This window comes from uncultured Caballeronia sp., assembly GCF_964243625.1.
Lineage (GTDB): Bacteria > Pseudomonadota > Gammaproteobacteria > Burkholderiales > Burkholderiaceae > Caballeronia.
The window spans coordinates 1-17,026 of sequence record NZ_CAXTGZ010000070.1; the positions used below are offsets into that span (position 1 = coordinate 1).

A 17,026-nucleotide genomic window follows, 5' to 3' on the forward strand; every position below is an offset into this window, starting at 1 on the left:
ATGAGACGGCCCACGCTCATTATTTTTTCCCGCGTGTCAGTGTTGGCCATGAGGAACATCCTCTATTTGTAATCAAGCTTAATTATATCTCTACCGATAGATAACTCGAGCTGACCCCTTATCTATCGATAGATTGTTGTTGACAGCGCGGTCGCGACGACCTAATCTTCGCTCCACACTTAACCTATCGATAGATAAGGAAACGATCATGAAAATTTACGACACCCCCGGCTTCCCTAATCCGGCACGCATTCGCATCGTCTTGGCCGAAAAAGGACTGGACCCGCAGATTGAGTTCGTCAAAGTGGATCTGTTTGCCGCCGAGCACAAGCAGGACGCCTTCCTCGCCATCAATCCGACGGGTACAGTTCCCGTACTCGAACTGGACGACGGCACATTCATCTCGGAAGGCGTTGCGATCACCGAGTATCTGGACAATCTGGACGGCAACCCTACGCTTACCGGAAAGACACCCAAGCAGAAAGCAGTGATTCATATGATGCAAAAGCGTGCGGATGATCAGTTGATCGATGCCATCGGCATTTACTTTCATCATGCAACGCCGGGGCTCGGCGATCGCTTGCTGGCTTATAAAAGCCCAGAGTGGGCGCACCGCAAAGAATGGGGCGAGCGCCATCTCGACAAGTTCGTGCGCGGCATGCGCTACTTCGACAGCGTGCTGAAAACACAGCCCTACATAGCGGGCAATGAATTTTCAATGGCCGATATCACCGCCTACGCGGCACTTTTACACGCCGGTTTTGCAAGCGTGGCCATTCCGGATGATTGCACCGCACTCTCGGCGTGGCAGGCGAAAATCTCGGAGCGGCCCAGCGTCAAGAATCGCAGCGGGCAAGCGTAAATTTCCGGCTTGAACTGTTCGGCGGTTTATCTCTCCGATCGATTCGCACTGGATCTATCGGAGATTTTGTTTTTCAAATTGCTGCGGTGCGAACCGGATATCCACGACTAAGCGACCTGCAGCACGTTGATCGCTCGCTTGGCAACAAACGACCCCGTGTTGCGACCGTACTCCGCCATATGGGCAGACGCGGCGTGAGCCTTGAGCGCGTCAATACTTTCCCAGCGTTCGATGACCAAGAAAGTATCGTCCCCCAGAGGGGTCTGGATTGCCCCGGCACCAGGTACATCGATCACGGCCTCATAACTGATACATCCTTCTTCTGCCAGGACAGCCGGCTGGTTCTTGCTGAACAACGCAAGAATGTCGGCGCGTTGACCGGGGTTCGCGGTGATGGTGGCAATGACGTGGATCATCCAATCTTCTCCGAATTAAATTAGGGCAAGCGCTGAATGATAATCCGGATCTCGCGCATGCATTCACCTATGCCCGGCGGCTAGTCCTTCGGTAAGCTCCGCAAGATCGCCCTGACCGGGCTTGCGTCGAGCGTGTTCAGCTTCAACGGCAGCGCGATCAACTCATAGGTGCCATTGGGAACATCATCGAGGATCAGACCTTCGAGGATCGCCATCTTGTGCGCGCGCACGCGGTGATGCGCGTCCATTGTCTTCGACTCTTGCGGATCGAGCGACGGGGTATCGACTCCTATCAGCCTCACGCCACGCTCAGCGAGCCAGTCGATCGCATCGGCCGAGATGGCGGCGAAATCGCTGTCCCATTCAGCCGTCGGCGCCTTTGCATAGGTCCGGATCAGTACACGTGGAGCGAGTTGCAACTGCGCGCTACGCAATGCCGATTCGATCTCTTCGACACTGACATGCGAACCCCGTGGCTTGATCGCAAGGACCAGACACTCTCCCAGATACACATCCAGACCGACTGCGCCAATGGCGGCGCCGTCCTGGTCATAGTGCAACGGCGCATCGGCGTGTGTGGCGGTGTGAGGCGAGAGCGTCATGCGTCCGACATTCACGGGTGAACCTGCCTCCATCTTCCAGACTCGTTCGAGCGTGACAGGTGTATCGCCAGGCCAGACAGGCGTGTTCGAATCGATGGAAGCGCTGATGTCGAAAAGTCGTTGAGGCATGAGTTTTATCCGTTTGTATTCATGCCAATGTTACGAGAAAGCCGCTGGTGATTGGTGTCAAAGCGAAGGTTGATAAGGAAGTCACGTCGAATAAAAATCGGTTTGCGCCAACAAACATACAAAATGATGCTTTTCTAATACGCGCTTCATCTTAGTGCGATTGAATGCCTTGCTCTGGTGCATAAGTACATGTGGTTTACTACAGCCGCTTTGTGTTGCTACACTTGATTCACTCGTGGCCGCTTCACTGGAGAGTTCGACATCATGTCTTACATCAGCGTCGAGATCAGGGCCTACGATGAAACACGCAAAGTGATCACCGTTGCGTTCAGTGAGAAGTGGCCCGTGGCATTGTCGTCAGCAGTGATCGCCGAGCTGACGCTCGAAGATTGCGACACCATCGGCCGTGATGGCGAACTCGAGCACTCCGGTTTGACCGAAGATGAAGCATGCGTCTTGCGCATGTTGTTCGAGGATGAAGGCACAATCGAAGATTGCCTGACCGATCCAAGGAGACTGATCGGGCTCGTGAACGAGATGGATGAATGAATTCATAAGAACGATGAGATAGCCGTGCATACGCTCGGCACGAGACAATCAAATGACAACATACGATGTCGTTGTTCGCGACATTCCAGCAATGACCGTAGTTTCCGTCGATCACACCGGACCTTATATCCAGATCAGCCAGGCGTTTGATTCGCTCGTCGGCTGGCTTGCAGGCCATGACCTGCTGTCGCCGGAGATCCGCATGGCGGGAATCTATTACGATAATCCGAAAGTCGTTCCGGAATCCGAACTAAGATCCAAGGCATGTGCAGTGCTGCCGCGCGAAGTCGAAGTTTCTCCGCCCGTAGGTTTGACGCAGATACGCGGCGGCCAATACGCGGTGCTGCTTCACAAGGGACCATATAGCGAGATGCATGCGGCATATGAGTGGCTGTACGGACCCTGGCTTACAGGGTCAGGACGCGAAGCCGCCGATGCCCCTTCGTTCGAAGTGTATCTGAACAGTCCGAAAGATACGGCGCCCGCTGATTGGCTCACGGAGATTTGCGTGCCGCTGCTTTAGGCATCCTTGCGCAAGGCAAGTATAAGGAAATCGATAAACGCTTTTACACGCGCCGTGGTCTGCAAGTGCTGCGGAATAACCGCATAGATGTCCGCGCCGGGCGTGCGATATTCCGGCAGCACATGCACGAGCCTGCCATCGTGCAGATAGTCCGCTATATCCCACTCCGCACGCAGCAAAATGCCGTGCCCTTCCAGCGCCCATTTCACCGCGATCTCGCCATCGTTGGTTGTCAGGTTGCCACGCACGCGGACACTCTCGGTCTTCTCGGCGGCACCGTGTCCGCTGATCAGGCGCCAGATACCGTAGCCATCGTCGCCCTGGCGTATGCCGATGCAATTGTGCTGGACCAGATCGTCAGGCATTTGCGGAATCGGACGGTCCGCAAAATAAGCAGGCGCCGCGCACAACAACCGGCGATTGGGCGCAACTTGTCGGGCGATGACACGCGCGTCGGGCGGCTCGCCAAAGCGCACGCATACATCGAAGGCATTTTCGCTAAGCGCCGGCGGATCAACCGATAACTGCAACTGGACATCGACCTCTGGATAGGCACGTACGAATCGCGAGATTGCCGGCGCGATATGACTTCTGCCAAAACCCAGCGTTGCATTGACACGCAGTAACCCGGTTGGCGCAGCGGAAGCGCCACCGAGCAATTGCGCAAGCTCATCCATTTCGGTCAGGATGCGGCGCGCCCGCGACACGTAAATCTCACCTTCGGGCGTCAGGCTCATGCGCCGCGTGGTGCGGCTCACCAACGCAACGCCAGCTCGGGTTTCCATTTGCGCGAGATGTTTGCTTACCGCCGCCGTACTCAATCCTAATTCGCGGGCTGCCGCTGTCAGGCTGCCGCTGCCCGCGAGTATCGAAAAAAAACTTAAGTCTTCTGCCTGGATTGGAGAGGTCATCGTTATTCCGCATCACTTGGCAAACCGCCAGAAGAAAAGGATTCTTAACTTAAGGTTAAGAACGATTTAAGTCTAGCAGCGTTTAGCACGCGCTTTTGCGCTTTAGGATGCGTTAGACGTTTAATCCGCCAAGAGATGAATATGAAGAATTACCGTATCGCGACCATTCCCGGAGACGGAATTGGCAAGGAAGTCGTCCCGGCCGGGCAAGAAGTCCTTGAAGCGCTAGCCGCGCGTACGGACAGGTTCAAATTTGAATTCGAGAACTACGGCTGGGGCGGGGATTACTATCGGGCACATGGCGTGATGATGCCGCCCAATGGCCTCGATGCACTTCGCGACAAGGACGCGATTCTTTTCGGTTCGGCCGGAGACCCAGACATACCCGACCACGTCACGCTGTGGGGTTTGCGTCTGAAAATTTGCCAGGGCTTCGATCAATATGCCAACGTGCGTCCAACGCGCATTCTTGCCGGTATCGATGCCCCGCTCAAACGCTGCGGGCCGAATGACCTTGACTGGGTGATCGTCAGGGAAAATTCCGAGGGCGAATATGCAGGTATTGGGGGGCGTGCGCATCAGGGTCATCCAATAGAAGTAGCCACCGACGTTTCCATCATGACGCGCGCCGGCGTTGAACGCATTCTGCGTTTCGCGTTCCGCCTGGCAGCGTCACGTCCCCGCAAACTGTTGACCGTCATTACCAAGAGCAATGCGCAGCGCCACGCCATGGTGATGTGGGACGAAATCGCGCTGCAAATCTCGAAGGAGTTCGCCGACGTAACCTGGGACAAGGAACTCGTCGATGCCGCGACCGCGCGCATGGTCAATCGCCCCGCCACGCTCGATACCATCGTGGCCACCAACCTTCACGCCGATATTCTCAGTGACCTCGCCGCAGCACTCGCTGGCAGTCTCGGCATTGCACCGACGGCCAATCTCGATCCGGAACGACGTTACCCGTCCATGTTCGAGCCCATCCATGGCTCCGCGTTCGACATCATGGGAATGGGCCTCGCCAATCCGATCGGCACGTTCTGGTCCGTCGTGATGATGCTCGAGCATCTCGGCGAAATGGACGCGGCCCGCACCGTGATGAATGCAATTGAACGCGTGATGGCCGACCCTGCGCTGCATACCGGTGACCTGGGTGGCAAGGCCACGACGCGCCAGGTGACCGATGCCGTCTGTGCCCTGCTTGCATCGCATGAAACGAATGCGCCGCAGACAGCTTGAGCTTGCGGGCGCGTAGGGGTTGACCCCTTGCGCGCAATGATCGCGAGCTCTGTGTAGACTTGATGAGTCAGGAAAATGACAGCGACCGCGTGCATTCAAACACCTCATGACCGTTCACGGTTTTCGAGGCAAAGTACAAGGAGACACCCAATGTGGTTTGTCGGAAAAAGCGAATTGCTTTCGCTCATAGAACGTCACTGTCTAGATGAAGTCATGCCTGCGTTCAGCGAGCATCGGACCGTGCGGAAAAATACGACGATTTATCGGCCGGAAGATTCGAGCAATCACGTCTATTTGCTCAAGAGCGGCAGCGTGCGGCTCTTCAGGCTGACCGAGGACGGGCAGGAAGTCACGCTGTCGTTCATCAAGGCAGGCATGTTGTTCGGAGACGGCGACGTGCTCAACGAAGCCAACTATTCGCATCATGCGCAGACGCTTGCGCCAAGCATGCTTTGCTATATCCGCAAGCCTGACTTCAAGCACCTGCTCGCACGCTATGACGTCATCAACCAATTTGTTTTGAAAAGTCATTACCGCCGGTGGCAGGAAGCGCAGCAGCTCATAGAGAACCTGTCGCTGCACGATGTCCGCAAGCGGCTCACGAATATCCTCGTGATGTTCGCCAACCAGATCGGCGTGGAATTCGACTATGCCGATGCGGGTGATTCGGTGCTCATCGACCTGTCGATTCCGCAGGACAAGCTCGCCGAGTTCATTGGCACATCGCGCGAATCGGTCAACCGGCATTTCAACGATCTCAAGGCCGACGGGCTCACCGCCATGCATGAACGCAAGATCGTGCTGACGCCGCTTTTCGTGGCGCGCTATCTGCCGCATAAAGCAACGCCCGCACAACACATTTCGCCGACGACATTTGCAGCGCCGCCGTCCCCGTTCAGTTCGCAATATGTCAAAGCGCCGCTAGCGCGCGTTTGACCGCCTCAACGCCGCTGCGCGGACTGGACAGAACCGGTACGCGCAACGCGCCGAGCGCAGGCACCAGACGCGCCATGGAGACCTGCGCGAGCACCACGACGTCGACCTCGTCGGCAAGCGCCGCGATCGTCTGCTTGAGGATTTCGTCGTGGCGCGTGCCATCTCCCGCGAGCAACGCCTCGAACGCGCCTTCCGCGATACGCTCGGTCACATCAACAGTACGGCCGAGTTCCTCCGCCTTGCGCCGGATGAGGCGTACAGTCGGGTCCAGCGTTGTCGATACGGTCGCCACCACGCCGATACGCCGGCCGATTGCGCTGGCTTCTTCGGCCATCGACTCGTCGATCTTGATTATTGGCGTTCGGATGAACCCCTTCAGCGAATCCGACGCCTCACCCACCGACGAACATGCGTTGAGAATGACGTCCGCGCCCATCGCCTGCGCGTTCGACATATAGCTATAAATTCGGCTCGCAACTTCCGGCGTCAGATGTCCGGCCGCGCGGACGTCGTTCAGCAAGCTGTCGTCCATGATGTTGATGATGCGGGCGCCGGCGATCAGTTCGTTGAGTTGCTCCTTGATCGGCAAGACGGTGACGGGTCCAGTATGGATCACAGCTATCGTAGTCATGGCTTTTAATGGTTGGTTCGTTAAGGAAAAATCATGCGGTGGCTGCCGCCATCACGCGTTCCTGGGTGGCTTCGGCACGCGTCATTTCGCCGTTCAGTCGCCCTTCACGCACGATCAGGATCCTGTCGCTAACGGCGAGCACTTCAAGCAAATCGGACGAGATCACAATGATCCCGATACCTTGCGAAGCGAGACGCGCGAGCAGCGCATGCACTTCCGCTTTAGCGCCTATGTCGATACCGCGCGTGGGTTCATCGACGATCAGCACCTTCGGATTGCGTGCAACCCATTTCGCGATGACGATCTTCTGCTGATTGCCGCCACTCAGGTTGACGACCTTCTGCTCGGTACTTGGGGTCTTGATGCCAAGACTTCGTACGAATTGCTTGCAGCTCTCGTCTTCCTTTGCGCGCTGCAAGAACTGGAAAGGCGAATAACGTTTGAGATGCGTGAGGCTGAAGTTTTCGCGCACGCTCATTCCGAGAACCAGTCCTTGCGCCTTGCGGTCCTCCGTCACAAAGCCGATGCCATGTTCAATCGCATCATGGGGATTGCGGATGCTCACGCTCTTGCCGTCGACGGCGATACTTCCCGTGCACGGACGAATGCCGAAGATCATCTCCATGATTTCCGTGCGCCCTGAGCCCACAAGTCCCGCAACCCCGAGAATTTCCCCACGATGCAGCGTGAAGTTGATATCCCTGATCCGCGCCTCGGCGCCCTTTGTTGCGCGCAAGGACAAATCGCGAACCTCCAGCACGGGAACCCCGGTTGCGTGCGAACTGGCTGAACCGGGATACAGGTCGCTCAGTTCTCGATCGACCATCATGCGAACCAGCGAATCGCGCGTAACTTCCGCAATGGGCGAAGTATCGACGGTACGGCCGTCGCGTAGAACGGTCACGTGGTCGGCAAGTTCGAATATCTCCTCGAGCCTGTGCGAGATATAAACCACCGCAATGTCCCGCTCGCGCAGCCGCTTGATCAGTTGCAGCAGGGTGCGTGTCTCGTGATGACTGAGCGATGCCGTCGGCTCATCCATGATGATGACTTTCGACTGATACGCGAGCGCCTTCGCAATCTCGACCATCTGCTGCTGTCCAACGCTCAATTCGCTGACACGCGTTGACGGATCGACATCCAGCTCGATGGTCTCGAGCATCGCCCTGGCCTCGCGCTCCATGCGCGGCCGGTCGAGCAACCCCACTCGGTTGAGCGGCTCGCGCGCGAGAAAAAGATTCTCAGCCACGCTCAGGTTTTCAACGACTGACAGCTCCTGATAAATGATGCCGATACCAAGCGCCCGGGCATGATTGCCATCGCGCATCTCGATCTCATTGCCTTCTATCAGGATCTTGCCGCCGGGGTCAGGGGCGTAGACGCCCGTCAGGATTTTCATGAGCGTGCTCTTGCCCGCCCCGTTCTCTCCGGCAAGCGCGAGCACTTCGCCTTGCCGGATTTGAAGGTTCACGCCATCGAGCGCCTTCACTCCGGGAAAGGTTTTGGAAATCGCGCGCATTTCCAGGAATGGCGTTGCCATGACGTTCCCTTTGCTTATTTCGTGTAACTGCCCATGTTGTCCTTCGTCACTACCGTCACGCCTGTATCGATATCTTTGGGCGCCTCGCCCTTTCCCTGGATCTGCGCGACCAGGTTATCGACAGCCAGCGAGCCCATGGTGACGGGACGCTGGACCATGATCCCTTGAATGGAACCGTCCTTGAGCGCCTTGAGCGTGTCGGGGAGATCATCGAATGCCAGGACTTCGAGCTTGCCTTTCATCGCGCCGAATTCCTTGGTGTTGAGCACCTTCGACACCGCCGGGCCGCCCACCTGACTCACCCCGAAGATTCCCTTCAACTGCGGATGCGCACGCAAGGTGGTCTCGGTAACCGAAACGCCTTTTGCAAGATCGTCTTCTGTTCCCTGCGTCTCCACGATCTTGATGCCCGGATACTTCGCCAGGCCCTTCTTGATGCCCGCAATGCGCTCGTTCAGGTTCACCGCGCCGAGTTGACCAGTGATGATCGCAACCTCGCCGTTGCCGTTCAGCGCTCGGCCCATGGTCTCGGCCATCGTCGCGCCGGCCGATTCGTTGTTCGTGCCGATGTACATGGAACGTCCGCTCTTCGGCGAATCCGAGTCGAACGTCAACACCTTGATACCACTTTGCTGTGCGCGCTTCATCACGCTTTCGACTGACTTGGGTTCGTTGACGGAAATGGCGATGCCATCCACGTGCTTCGAAATCAGGTCTTCGATGATCTTGACCTGCGTGGAGCCCTGCGTGTTTTGCGGCACGACCCATTGATACTTCACGCCCAGCTTGTCGGCGGATGTCTGCGCGCCTTTATTGCAGTCATCGAAGAAGGGAACCGCCACCTTCGGCACCACGGCGACGGAGATATCCTTTGCGTCCTTGGCGCTTGCCGATGCACCCATAGAAAGCGCAACCGTCGCCACGGCCATGCTCATCACGCTGCGAAATGCTTTATCCATTTTCGTCTCCAAAGGTCTAGTTTTTAGTGGTGAAACAAAGGTTGGGAAGCGATGGTCTCAACGTCCCTTTCGGCGCACGCGCCAGATATCGATGCTGACCGCGAGCAGGATCACACAGCCGGTAATGGCCTGCTGCGCATAGGTATCGATGTTCAACAGCACCACGCCGTTCGTGATGATCCCGGCAAGCGCCGCGCCAATGATGGCGCCCTCCACGCTGCCCGCACCGCCGGAAAGACTCGCACCGCCAATGGCTGCTGCGGCGATCACGTCCAGCTCGGCGCCAAACCCCGAAGCCGGTTCCGCCGATACAAACCGCGAGAAGCTGACGACGCCTGCAATGGAGGCGATGAGACCCGACAATGCATAGACGATGAACTTGACGCGGAACGTACGCACGCCGCTGAGCCGCGCCGCCATTTCATTACCGCCGGTGGCATAAACATGCCGGCCGAAGCGCGTTTGCCGCATCAGCACAGAAAAGCAGAGGGTCATGACAATCATGATGATCACGGGAAACGGTACGAATCCCACATACCCCTGACCGATGAACGTGAAACTGTCGGGAACATCGGGCGTGACCGGTACGCCCTTCGTGATCATGTACATCAGGCCACGTCCGATGCTCAACGTCCCCAGTGTGGCAATGAACGGCGGCAACTGAATCCAGGTGATCAGCAAACCGTTGAAGCAGCCAACCGCGAGTCCTACCACGAGCCCCGCGATCACCGCGACCACAGGACCCGCGCCGTGCTGGAAAGCCAGCGCAGTCACGAGCGATGAAAGCCCCATCACCGATCCCACAGACAAATCGATCCCGCCGGTGATGATCACGAGCATCATGCCTATTGCCATGATGGCGATCAGCGAGAACGACCTGAACACGCCCATCAGGTTGTTCGTAGTAAGGAAATAAGGGGAAAAGATGCTGATCAGGATTCCGACAAGCAGCAATACGGAGAAGATGTTCAGCTCGCGGATCTTGAGCAGGCCGCGCAACGTGGCGGTAAGTCCCGACGATTGCCGGTGCGGATCTTCTTTGGACGATATTGCAGCCACCGATGTCTCCTTGTTCTGATTCTGGTTTAGAAGGATCGTAGGCGGCGCAAGGTTGGCGAGTCTGTGACGGGCGTCATACATGTGCATCGGGGTTGTCCCTGATGCGCGTCATCGTGGGACTATGAAGTTCGTCACAGAAGCTGCGTGCGGGCCTCTGTACCATGCATCTCAAGGTGACGTCCCTATAAAACCAGATCAGGAGCACGAGACATGACGAAGCGAGTAATAGTGACCGGCGGCAGCGGGCTGGCCGGCAAATGGGTCGTTGAGGATCTTGTCGCACACGGCTACGAAGTGTTGAACCTCGACCGCGTGCCTATGGCAAAGCCCATTGCGCGAACGCTGATCACCGACCTGACCGATGCGGGCCAAGTGTTCAATGCGCTTGCGTCGACGACGGTGCTCAAGGAATTCGAGGACGACATCGAGCCCAAGCCCATCGATGCAATCGTCCACTTCGCTGCGATCCCTCGGATCCTGATCGTGCCCGACAACGAGGTCTTCCGCATCAACGTGATGGCGACCTACAACGTGCTCGATGCGGCGTCGAAGCTCGGCATCAAGAAAGTGATCGTGGCTTCAAGCGAGACCACGTACGGCGTAGTGTTCGCCCACAGGCATCGCAATCCGGAGTATTTCCCCCTGGACGAGGAATATCCTGTCGATCCCATGGACAGCTACGCCATGTCAAAGGTGATCAACGAAGTCACAGCAAAGGCTTTCCACGCGCGCACCGGCGCGGATATCTACTGCTTCCGGATTGGCAATGTACTGGACCCTGTCGATTATCAGAAATTCCCGACATGGCTCAAGGACCCGGGTCTGCGCAAACGCATTGCATGGAGTTATATCGATGGACGCGATCTGGCGACGGCGTGCCGGCTTGGCATCGAAAAAGACGGGCTCGGTTTTGAAGTGATGAACGTCGCGGCCGATGACGTTTCATCGGACCGGCCGACCGCCGATTTGCTCAAGGAGTTTTATCCCGGCGTGCCGGTGAAGAAGCAAATGGGAGAGTTCGAGACGCTGCTTAGCAACGACAAGTTGAAGCGCCTGCTTGGCTGGCAGCAGCAATACAAATGGCGTGAGCAAGTCGCGCTTTAAGTGCGTTGGCCGGGGATCCGCACTCAAAGCGCGATCCCCGGATTACCGGTCCTAACCTTTCCTGAATGCGCGTATTACATCGGCGAAATTGTTGTCGGCGCTCAAGCCCAGTTTCTCACCGCGTGAGACGTCCCACGCGCCAGGCCAGCTTCCCACGATCTTTTCAATCTTCGGATCCGGCTTCCAGTCGATCAACGCAGCCACCTCTTCGCCTGCCACTTCCTTCAGCGCATCGACCATTTCAGTCACGCTGACCGACAAACCAGGCAGGTTGACCACGGGCCAGAGACCCAGCGCGGCCTGATCGAGTTCGCACCCTGCGATCAACGATTCAATCGCCTGTTGCGGCGACAAGAGCCACAAACGGGTATTGCCGTTCACCGGACATACCGCGCGTTCGCCATTCAGCGGCTCGCGAATGATGCCGCTCGCAAACGATGAAGCCGCGGCGTTGGGCTTGCCTGGCCGCACGCTGATGGTAGGCAGGCGCAGCACACGCCCATCGACAAAACCCCGCCGCGAGTAATCACACAGCAGCAATTCTGCGATCGCTTTCTGCGTGCCATACGATGACTGCGGATTCAGCGCGGTATCGTCGCGAACCACATCAGGCAGCACGCCGCCATATACCGCCACGGAGCTCGTGAACAACACGCGCGGCGCATGGGCGAGGGTCCGGCATACATCGAGCAGCAATCGCGACGCATCCAGATTGATGCGCATGCCAAGTTCAAAATCCGCTTCCGCTTGACCGCTGACAATCGCGGCGAGATGGAAGATCGCGTGCGTATCGGTGGTGATGCAGCGTTCCAGCACGCTTCTGTCCGCGATATCGCCCGTCTCGGCGCGTACGCGCTTATCGTCGAAATCGGGCGCGCGTACCACGTCGAGCAACGTGAGGCTGGCAATCGGCTTGCCCATCAGCGTGCCGCGTTCGAGGAGGCCGCGTGCGAGCCGCTGGCCCAGAAAACCGGCGCCGCCGGTAATGAGAATGTTCATGGCTTCACTCACGCACGTTGCAGATAGGATTTGATCCAGGCGAGGCCATCCGACGTAGCCGCTTTCGGCCGGTACTCGCAGCCGATCCAGCCGTCATAGCCCAGCGAATCGATAAGATCGAAAAGATACGGATAATTCAGTTCGCCGACGTCCGGCTCATTGCGATCCGGCACCCCCGCAATTTGAATATGCCCGATGCCCGCGTTCGCACGTTTCATGTCGCGCTTGAGTTTCACGGCAAGGTCGCCTTCGACGATCTGGCAGTGATAGCAATCGAACTGCACCTGAAGGTTAGGCGCACCGACTTCAGCGCAGATCGCCTGGGCATCGTCTTGACGGTTGAGAAAAAATCCCGGGATGTCGCGTGTATTGATCGGCTCGATGACCACCTTGATACCCGCTGAACGCGCCGCGCCTGCAGCACGTTCGAGGTTCTTCAGATAGACCGCACGATGTTCTTCGCGCGGCTGCTCGGGCGTGATCAACCCGGCCATCACGTGCAGCGTCTTGTTGCCGAGCACGGCGGTGTATTCCAGGGCTTTATCAAGCGAACGCGCGAACTCTTCTTCGCGTCCAGGCAACGACGCAATCCCGCGCTCGCCAGCCGCCCAGTCACCGGGCGGCGCATTAAACAAGGCTTGTTTCAGGCCGTTTTCGTCGAGACGCGCCTTGATATCGGCGGCCGGGAAGTCATACGGGAACAGGAATTCCACAGCCTTGAAGCCATCTTTCGCCGCGGCAGCGAAGCGATCGAGGAAGGCGTGCTCGGTGTACATCATCGTGAGATTGGCGGCAAAACGGGGCATGGCAATAAACTCCTTTTCAGTTCAGCGATTCACGAGCTTGGCCGGCACGAGCCATGTGGCAATGGCGCCGATCACCAGCATGGCCGCAAGTACATACATGCCGCTCGCGGTGCTGTGCGTGAGGTCCTTGAGATAACCGATCATGTACGGGCTTGCAAAACCGGCGAGATTACCGATCGAATTGATGACCGCGATACCGGCTGCTGCCGCCGCACCTGACATGAACGCCGTAGGCAACGACCAGAACAGCGGCGCGCAGGTCAGTACGCCGGCGGCGGCGACAGACAACGCAATGATCGATATCGCTGTATTGCCTGCAAACGATGCCGCAACCGAAAAGCCAACCGCCGCTGCAAGCGCGGGCACGATCAGATGCCAGCGGCGCTCCCGGTGTTTATCGGCGCTATGGCCCAGGATGTTCATCACGACGATTGCCACCAGGAACGGGATCGCGCTCAACAAACCGATGTTGAATGCCCCGGTCACACCGGTTGATTTGATGAACGTCGGCATCCAGAACGTGAGGCCGTATTGCCCTGTCACGAATGCGAAGTAGATCAGCGACATCCACCAGGTGCGGCGATCGGCGAAAAGCGCGCGCAGCGAATGTTTGGTGCTGTCGCTTGCGTGTTGCGGCTGCGTGCTGATTTCGTGTTCCAGCAGGCGCTTTTCCGGTTCTGTCAGCCACTTCGCGCTGCGGATGTTGTTGTCGAGATAAAGAATGGTCGCAATGCCGATCAGCAACGCCGGGACCGCTTCAATGAGAAACATCCATTGCCAGCCTTCGAAGTGCCGGCTGTCGGAGAAGGTTTGCATGATCCAGCCGGACAGCGGATTGCCGAAGATGCCCGCAACCGGAATAGCCGACATGAATACCGCGATGATCTTCGCGCGCCGGTGCGATGGAAACCAGTACGTCAGATACAGGATCACGCCCGGGTAAAAACCGGCTTCAGCGAGACCCAGGAGAAAACGCAAGATGTAGAACTGCGTGGGCGTCTTGACGAACACGAAAAGCGCGGAGAGGATGCCCCACGTAATCATGATCCGCGCAATCCAGATGCGTGCGCCGATCTTGTGCATCAATATATTACTTGGCAGTTCGAACAGAAAATAGCCAAGAAAAAACACACCCGCACCCAGTCCAAATACCGTCTCGCTAAAACCGAGATCCTGGGACATCTGCAGCTTGGCGAAGCCCACGTTCACGCGATCCAGATAAGCGACCACATAACACAGCATCAGAAACGGCACGATGCGCCAGAAGACTTTCTTGTAAGTGCTCGCGAGTTCCTTATCGTCGTAACGGGCTGCTGCGGGCGCGGGTGTACCGCCCGGCGGCACGGCTTGTTCAGGGGTCATGCTTGTCTCCAGGATTCAAGTTGGGTGATCAGACCCGCTTCGCTACCATCGCGCGTTGAAGGTCTTGCGTAAGTCATCGATGGCCGCTTCTTCGAGCGGCTCAGGAAGAGGTGCATTGGTCGAAAGCGCCAGCATCCAGAGACGCGCGGTTTCCTCGAGTTCTTCCAGCGCATAAGACGCGTGGCTGACGGATTTTTCCCACACGACAGGGCCGAGCCGTTCCAGCAGCACGGCACGCACCTTCGATGCGAGCGCCGCGACTTCTTCCGCTACAGCCGGATCGCCCGGGCGCCGGTAAGCAATCAGCGGCACGTGTCCAACTTTCATCACGTAGTAAGGCGTGAGGGGCGGCAGCACGTCCTCGTTGCGCCAGACACCGGCGAGCGTCAATGCAACGAGATGCGTTGAATGGGTATGGACCACGCCGTGTGCGTCGCTATTGTTCTCGTAGATCTTTCTGTGCAAGGCGAGCGTCTTGGAGGGCTTGCCGCCCGACACGTGATTGCCGGCATTATCGACCTTGGCGATATCCGCGGGGTCGAGCCGGCCGAGGCAGGCGTCGGTCGGGGTGATGAGCCAGCCGTCGTCAAGACGTGCGCTGATGTTGCCGGCGCTGCCGACGGTGTATCGACGCTCATACAGACTTGCGCCGGTCTCGCAGATTTCTTCGCGAATGCGGGTTTCACCGGTCGCCATCAAGCTGCTCCGTCCAAAGCCTTCAGCGCCTTCACGAAGAAATCCTTCGTGCCGAAGTTGCCGGATTTCAGTGCGAGGCCGATCGGTTCATCGCCGATGGATTGTGTCGCCGGCACGCCGGGATCGATCTGCGCGCCAATGCGCAATGACTTCACACCCAGCGCCTGGACCACGGCGCCCGATGTTTCTCCACCGGCGACCACGAACTTGCGCACGCCGGCATCGCGTAGCTTTGCTGCAATCGACGCCAGCGCCTGCTCGACCAGATGGCCCGCTTTGTCCACGCCGAGTTCCTTCTGCACGGCCTTCACTTCATCGGGCGTGGAGGTGGCGTAGATCAGCACGGGTTCGTCCGAACGCTCCGCGGCGAATGCGAGCGCTTGTTCGACGACGGATTCTCCACGCGATAACGCAAGCGGATCGATGCGAAAGCCCGGTTTGTTCTCGCGCCAATACGCAACTTGTTCATTGGTCGCCTTCGATGCACTCCCCGCCAGTACGACCGATCTTCCTTCGATCGACGGTAACTCGGATGCATGCGTGGCCTCAGCCAGCAGATTTGCTGCATGGAAGTTGTGCGGCAAACCGAGCGCGATGCCCGACCCGCCCGTGATCAATTTCAGCTGCGCACATGCTTCGCCGAGTACGTAGAGATCGGCGTCGGAAATAGCATCGGCGATGGCAAGACGCACGCCCTCGCTTTTCAGCGCGGTGATCTTCTCGCGCACCGCCTGCGCGCCTTTTGCGATCACGTCATACGCGATCAACCCGACCTTCGACTTTGTCTGGCGCTGCAACACGCGCACGAGGTTCGGGTCCGACATGGGCGTAAGCGGATGATTCTGCATGCCCGACTCGTTCAACAGCACATCGCCGACAAACAAATTCCCGCGATAGATCGTGCGGCCGTTCTCGGGAAACGCGGGACATGCAATGGTGAAGTCGTCGCCGAGTGCGTCGAGCAATGCGTCCGCAACGGGGCCGATGTTGCCTTCATCGGTGGAATCGAAAGTCGAGCAGTACTTGAACAAGAACTGCTGGCAACCCTGGGCGCGAAGCCATTCGAGTGCGGCCAGCGACTGCGCAACTGCATCCGCTGCGGGAATCGTGCGCGACTTCAGCGCGACGATCAGCGCGTCGGCTTCGATCTCCGTATTCGATGCAGGGATGCCAATGGTCTGAACCGCGCGCATGCCGCTGCGCACGAGCATATTGGCGAGATCGGTTGCGCCGGTGAAGTCGTCGGCAATGCAGCCAAGCAGGGCGTTCGTCATTACTTCTCTCCTTTCGGAAGGTCGATGCCCGGAAAAATCCTGATGACCGCCGAGTCGTCCTCGCCGCCATGACCGGCTGTGGAAGCCATCATGAACATCTGATGCGCTGCAGCGGACAGCGGCAGCGGGAATTTGGACGCACGCGCGGTATCGAGTACGAGGCCGAGATCCTTCACGAAGATATCCACGGCGGACAGCGGCGTGTAATCGCCGGCGAGAATATGCGGCACGCGGTTCTCGAACATCCACGAGTTGCCGGCGCTATGCGTGATGACCTCGTACAGCGCGTCGGCGTCGACGCCCTCGCGCAGGCCCAGGGCCATGGCTTCGGCCGAAGCGGCGATGTGCACGCCCGCCAGCAGCTGGTTGATGATTTTCACTTTCGAGCCCAGGCCATGCGCGTCGCCCAGGCGATAGACCTTGCCGGCCATG

Annotated in this window: 19 protein-coding genes; 6 read left to right on the forward strand and 13 right to left on the reverse strand. The window is 58.0% G+C overall.

All coding sequences use genetic code 11. From position 1 onward, the window contains the following. Positions 1–208: 208 nt before the first annotated feature. On the forward strand, positions 209–862 hold the full coding sequence (locus ACFFAR_RS07090) for a glutathione S-transferase N-terminal domain-containing protein (protein WP_174362396.1): 654 nt from the start codon (positions 209–211) through the stop codon (positions 860–862). A gap of 107 nt (positions 863–969) precedes the next feature. Here ACFFAR_RS07090 and ACFFAR_RS07095 read toward each other — a convergent pair whose 3' ends face one another. Further along, positions 970–1,278, reverse strand: a complete 309-nt coding sequence (locus ACFFAR_RS07095) for a putative quinol monooxygenase (RefSeq protein ID WP_062003408.1) — start codon at positions 1,276–1,278, stop codon at positions 970–972. Between the two features lie 80 nt (positions 1,279–1,358). Then, on the reverse strand, positions 1,359–2,009 hold the full coding sequence (kynB, locus tag ACFFAR_RS07100; protein ID WP_174362397.1) for an arylformamidase: 651 nt from the start codon (positions 2,007–2,009) through the stop codon (positions 1,359–1,361). 264 nt (positions 2,010–2,273) lie between these two features. Here kynB and ACFFAR_RS07105 point away from each other — a divergent pair, with 264 nt between their 5' ends. Together ACFFAR_RS07105 and ACFFAR_RS07110 are read left to right on the forward strand one after the other, a co-directional pair. Further along, positions 2,274–2,558 (forward strand): hypothetical protein, encoded by a 285-nt coding sequence (locus ACFFAR_RS07105; protein WP_062003410.1) that lies wholly within the window; start codon positions 2,274–2,276, stop codon positions 2,556–2,558. A gap of 52 nt (positions 2,559–2,610) precedes the next feature. After that, the gene (locus ACFFAR_RS07110) at positions 2,611–3,081 is read left to right on the forward strand and encodes a GyrI-like domain-containing protein (protein ID WP_174362398.1); all 471 of its coding nucleotides are present in this window, start codon (positions 2,611–2,613) and stop codon (positions 3,079–3,081) included. Here the strand turns inward: ACFFAR_RS07110 and ACFFAR_RS07115 are convergent. Beyond that, on the reverse strand, positions 3,078–3,992 hold the full coding sequence (locus ACFFAR_RS07115) for a LysR substrate-binding domain-containing protein (protein WP_174362399.1): 915 nt from the start codon (positions 3,990–3,992) through the stop codon (positions 3,078–3,080). The genes ACFFAR_RS07110 and ACFFAR_RS07115 overlap by 4 nt on opposite strands. 141 nt (positions 3,993–4,133) lie before the next feature. Here ACFFAR_RS07115 and ACFFAR_RS07120 point away from each other — a divergent pair, with 141 nt between their 5' ends. Together ACFFAR_RS07120 and ACFFAR_RS07125 are read left to right on the forward strand one after the other, a co-directional pair. Beyond that, on the forward strand, positions 4,134–5,228 hold the full coding sequence (locus ACFFAR_RS07120) for a tartrate dehydrogenase (protein ID WP_174362400.1): 1,095 nt from the start codon (positions 4,134–4,136) through the stop codon (positions 5,226–5,228). A gap of 150 nt (positions 5,229–5,378) precedes the next feature. Continuing rightward, entirely contained in the window at positions 5,379–6,164 is a 786-nt protein-coding gene (locus ACFFAR_RS07125) for a cyclic nucleotide-binding domain-containing protein (RefSeq protein WP_174362401.1), read from the forward strand. On the opposite strand, the gene ACFFAR_RS07130 is transcribed toward ACFFAR_RS07125, so the two are convergent. From ACFFAR_RS07130 to ACFFAR_RS07145, 4 genes are all read right to left on the reverse strand, one after another. Continuing rightward, entirely contained in the window at positions 6,139–6,795 is a 657-nt protein-coding gene (locus tag ACFFAR_RS07130; RefSeq protein WP_062003414.1) for an aspartate/glutamate racemase family protein, read from the reverse strand. The genes ACFFAR_RS07125 and ACFFAR_RS07130 overlap by 26 nt on opposite strands. Positions 6,796–6,826: 31 nt before the next feature. Then, the gene (locus ACFFAR_RS07135) at positions 6,827–8,335 is read right to left on the reverse strand and encodes a sugar ABC transporter ATP-binding protein (protein WP_062171637.1); all 1,509 of its coding nucleotides are present in this window, start codon (positions 8,333–8,335) and stop codon (positions 6,827–6,829) included. Between the two features lie 14 nt (positions 8,336–8,349). Beyond that, positions 8,350–9,270, reverse strand: a complete 921-nt coding sequence (locus ACFFAR_RS07140) for a sugar-binding protein (RefSeq protein ID WP_372237046.1) — start codon at positions 9,268–9,270, stop codon at positions 8,350–8,352. 81 nt (positions 9,271–9,351) lie between these two features. After that, a complete protein-coding gene (locus ACFFAR_RS07145) occupies positions 9,352–10,353 on the reverse strand; it encodes an ABC transporter permease (RefSeq protein WP_062003745.1) in 1,002 nt (333 codons plus the stop codon). Positions 10,354–10,563: 210 nt separating this feature from the next. Between ACFFAR_RS07145 and ACFFAR_RS07150 the strand changes: the two genes are divergently transcribed. Further along, positions 10,564–11,457, forward strand: a complete 894-nt coding sequence (locus ACFFAR_RS07150; protein ID WP_062171641.1) for an NAD(P)-dependent oxidoreductase — start codon at positions 10,564–10,566, stop codon at positions 11,455–11,457. Between the two features lie 51 nt (positions 11,458–11,508). Here ACFFAR_RS07150 and denD read toward each other — a convergent pair whose 3' ends face one another. The 6 genes from denD to ACFFAR_RS07180 form a co-directional block, all read right to left on the reverse strand. Then, a complete protein-coding gene (gene denD, locus ACFFAR_RS07155) occupies positions 11,509–12,456 on the reverse strand; it encodes a D-erythronate dehydrogenase (protein WP_375507692.1) in 948 nt (315 codons plus the stop codon). An 8-nt stretch (positions 12,457–12,464) separates the two neighbouring features. Continuing rightward, positions 12,465–13,262 carry a 2-oxo-tetronate isomerase gene (gene otnI / locus ACFFAR_RS07160; RefSeq protein WP_174362403.1) on the reverse strand — a complete coding sequence of 266 codons (798 nt, stop codon included), beginning with the start codon at positions 13,260–13,262 and terminating at the stop codon, positions 12,465–12,467. A gap of 21 nt (positions 13,263–13,283) precedes the next feature. Beyond that, the gene (locus ACFFAR_RS07165; RefSeq protein ID WP_174362404.1) at positions 13,284–14,624 is read right to left on the reverse strand and encodes an MFS transporter; all 1,341 of its coding nucleotides are present in this window, start codon (positions 14,622–14,624) and stop codon (positions 13,284–13,286) included. Positions 14,625–14,666: 42 nt separating this feature from the next. After that, entirely contained in the window at positions 14,667–15,320 is a 654-nt protein-coding gene (locus ACFFAR_RS07170) for an aldolase (protein WP_062171648.1), read from the reverse strand. Beyond that, positions 15,320–16,594, reverse strand: a complete 1,275-nt coding sequence (gene otnK / locus ACFFAR_RS07175) for a 3-oxo-tetronate kinase (protein WP_174362405.1) — start codon at positions 16,592–16,594, stop codon at positions 15,320–15,322. Before otnK ends, ACFFAR_RS07170 begins: the two co-directional genes overlap by 1 nt. After that, a partial coding sequence (locus tag ACFFAR_RS07180) for an NAD-binding protein (protein WP_375507693.1) occupies positions 16,594–17,026 on the reverse strand: 433 nt, incomplete at its 5' end. The genes ACFFAR_RS07180 and otnK, both read right to left, overlap by 1 nt.

Coding starts and splice junctions, on each gene's coding strand:
- ACFFAR_RS07090 (WP_174362396.1), top strand. CDS start 209: ATGAAAATTTACGACACCCCCGGCTTCCCTAATCCGGCACGCATTCGC.
- ACFFAR_RS07095 (WP_062003408.1), bottom strand. CDS start 1,278: ATGATCCACGTCATTGCCACCATCACCGCGAACCCCGGTCAACGCGCC.
- kynB (WP_174362397.1), bottom strand. CDS start 2,009: ATGCCTCAACGACTTTTCGACATCAGCGCTTCCATCGATTCGAACACG.
- ACFFAR_RS07105 (WP_062003410.1), top strand. CDS start 2,274: ATGTCTTACATCAGCGTCGAGATCAGGGCCTACGATGAAACACGCAAA.
- ACFFAR_RS07110 (WP_174362398.1), top strand. CDS start 2,611: ATGACAACATACGATGTCGTTGTTCGCGACATTCCAGCAATGACCGTA.
- ACFFAR_RS07115 (WP_174362399.1), bottom strand. CDS start 3,992: ATGACCTCTCCAATCCAGGCAGAAGACTTAAGTTTTTTTTCGATACTC.
- ACFFAR_RS07120 (WP_174362400.1), top strand. CDS start 4,134: ATGAAGAATTACCGTATCGCGACCATTCCCGGAGACGGAATTGGCAAG.
- ACFFAR_RS07125 (WP_174362401.1), top strand. CDS start 5,379: ATGTGGTTTGTCGGAAAAAGCGAATTGCTTTCGCTCATAGAACGTCAC.
- ACFFAR_RS07130 (WP_062003414.1), bottom strand. CDS start 6,795: ATGACTACGATAGCTGTGATCCATACTGGACCCGTCACCGTCTTGCCG.
- ACFFAR_RS07135 (WP_062171637.1), bottom strand. CDS start 8,335: ATGGCAACGCCATTCCTGGAAATGCGCGCGATTTCCAAAACCTTTCCC.
- ACFFAR_RS07140 (WP_372237046.1), bottom strand. CDS start 9,270: ATGAGCATGGCCGTGGCGACGGTTGCGCTTTCTATGGGTGCATCGGCA.
- ACFFAR_RS07150 (WP_062171641.1), top strand. CDS start 10,564: ATGACGAAGCGAGTAATAGTGACCGGCGGCAGCGGGCTGGCCGGCAAA.
- denD (WP_375507692.1), bottom strand. CDS start 12,456: ATGAACATTCTCATTACCGGCGGCGCCGGTTTTCTGGGCCAGCGGCTC.
- otnI (WP_174362403.1), bottom strand. CDS start 13,262: ATGCCCCGTTTTGCCGCCAATCTCACGATGATGTACACCGAGCACGCC.
- ACFFAR_RS07165 (WP_174362404.1), bottom strand. CDS start 14,624: ATGACCCCTGAACAAGCCGTGCCGCCGGGCGGTACACCCGCGCCCGCA.
- ACFFAR_RS07170 (WP_062171648.1), bottom strand. CDS start 15,320: ATGGCGACCGGTGAAACCCGCATTCGCGAAGAAATCTGCGAGACCGGC.
- otnK (WP_174362405.1), bottom strand. CDS start 16,594: ATGACGAACGCCCTGCTTGGCTGCATTGCCGACGACTTCACCGGCGCA.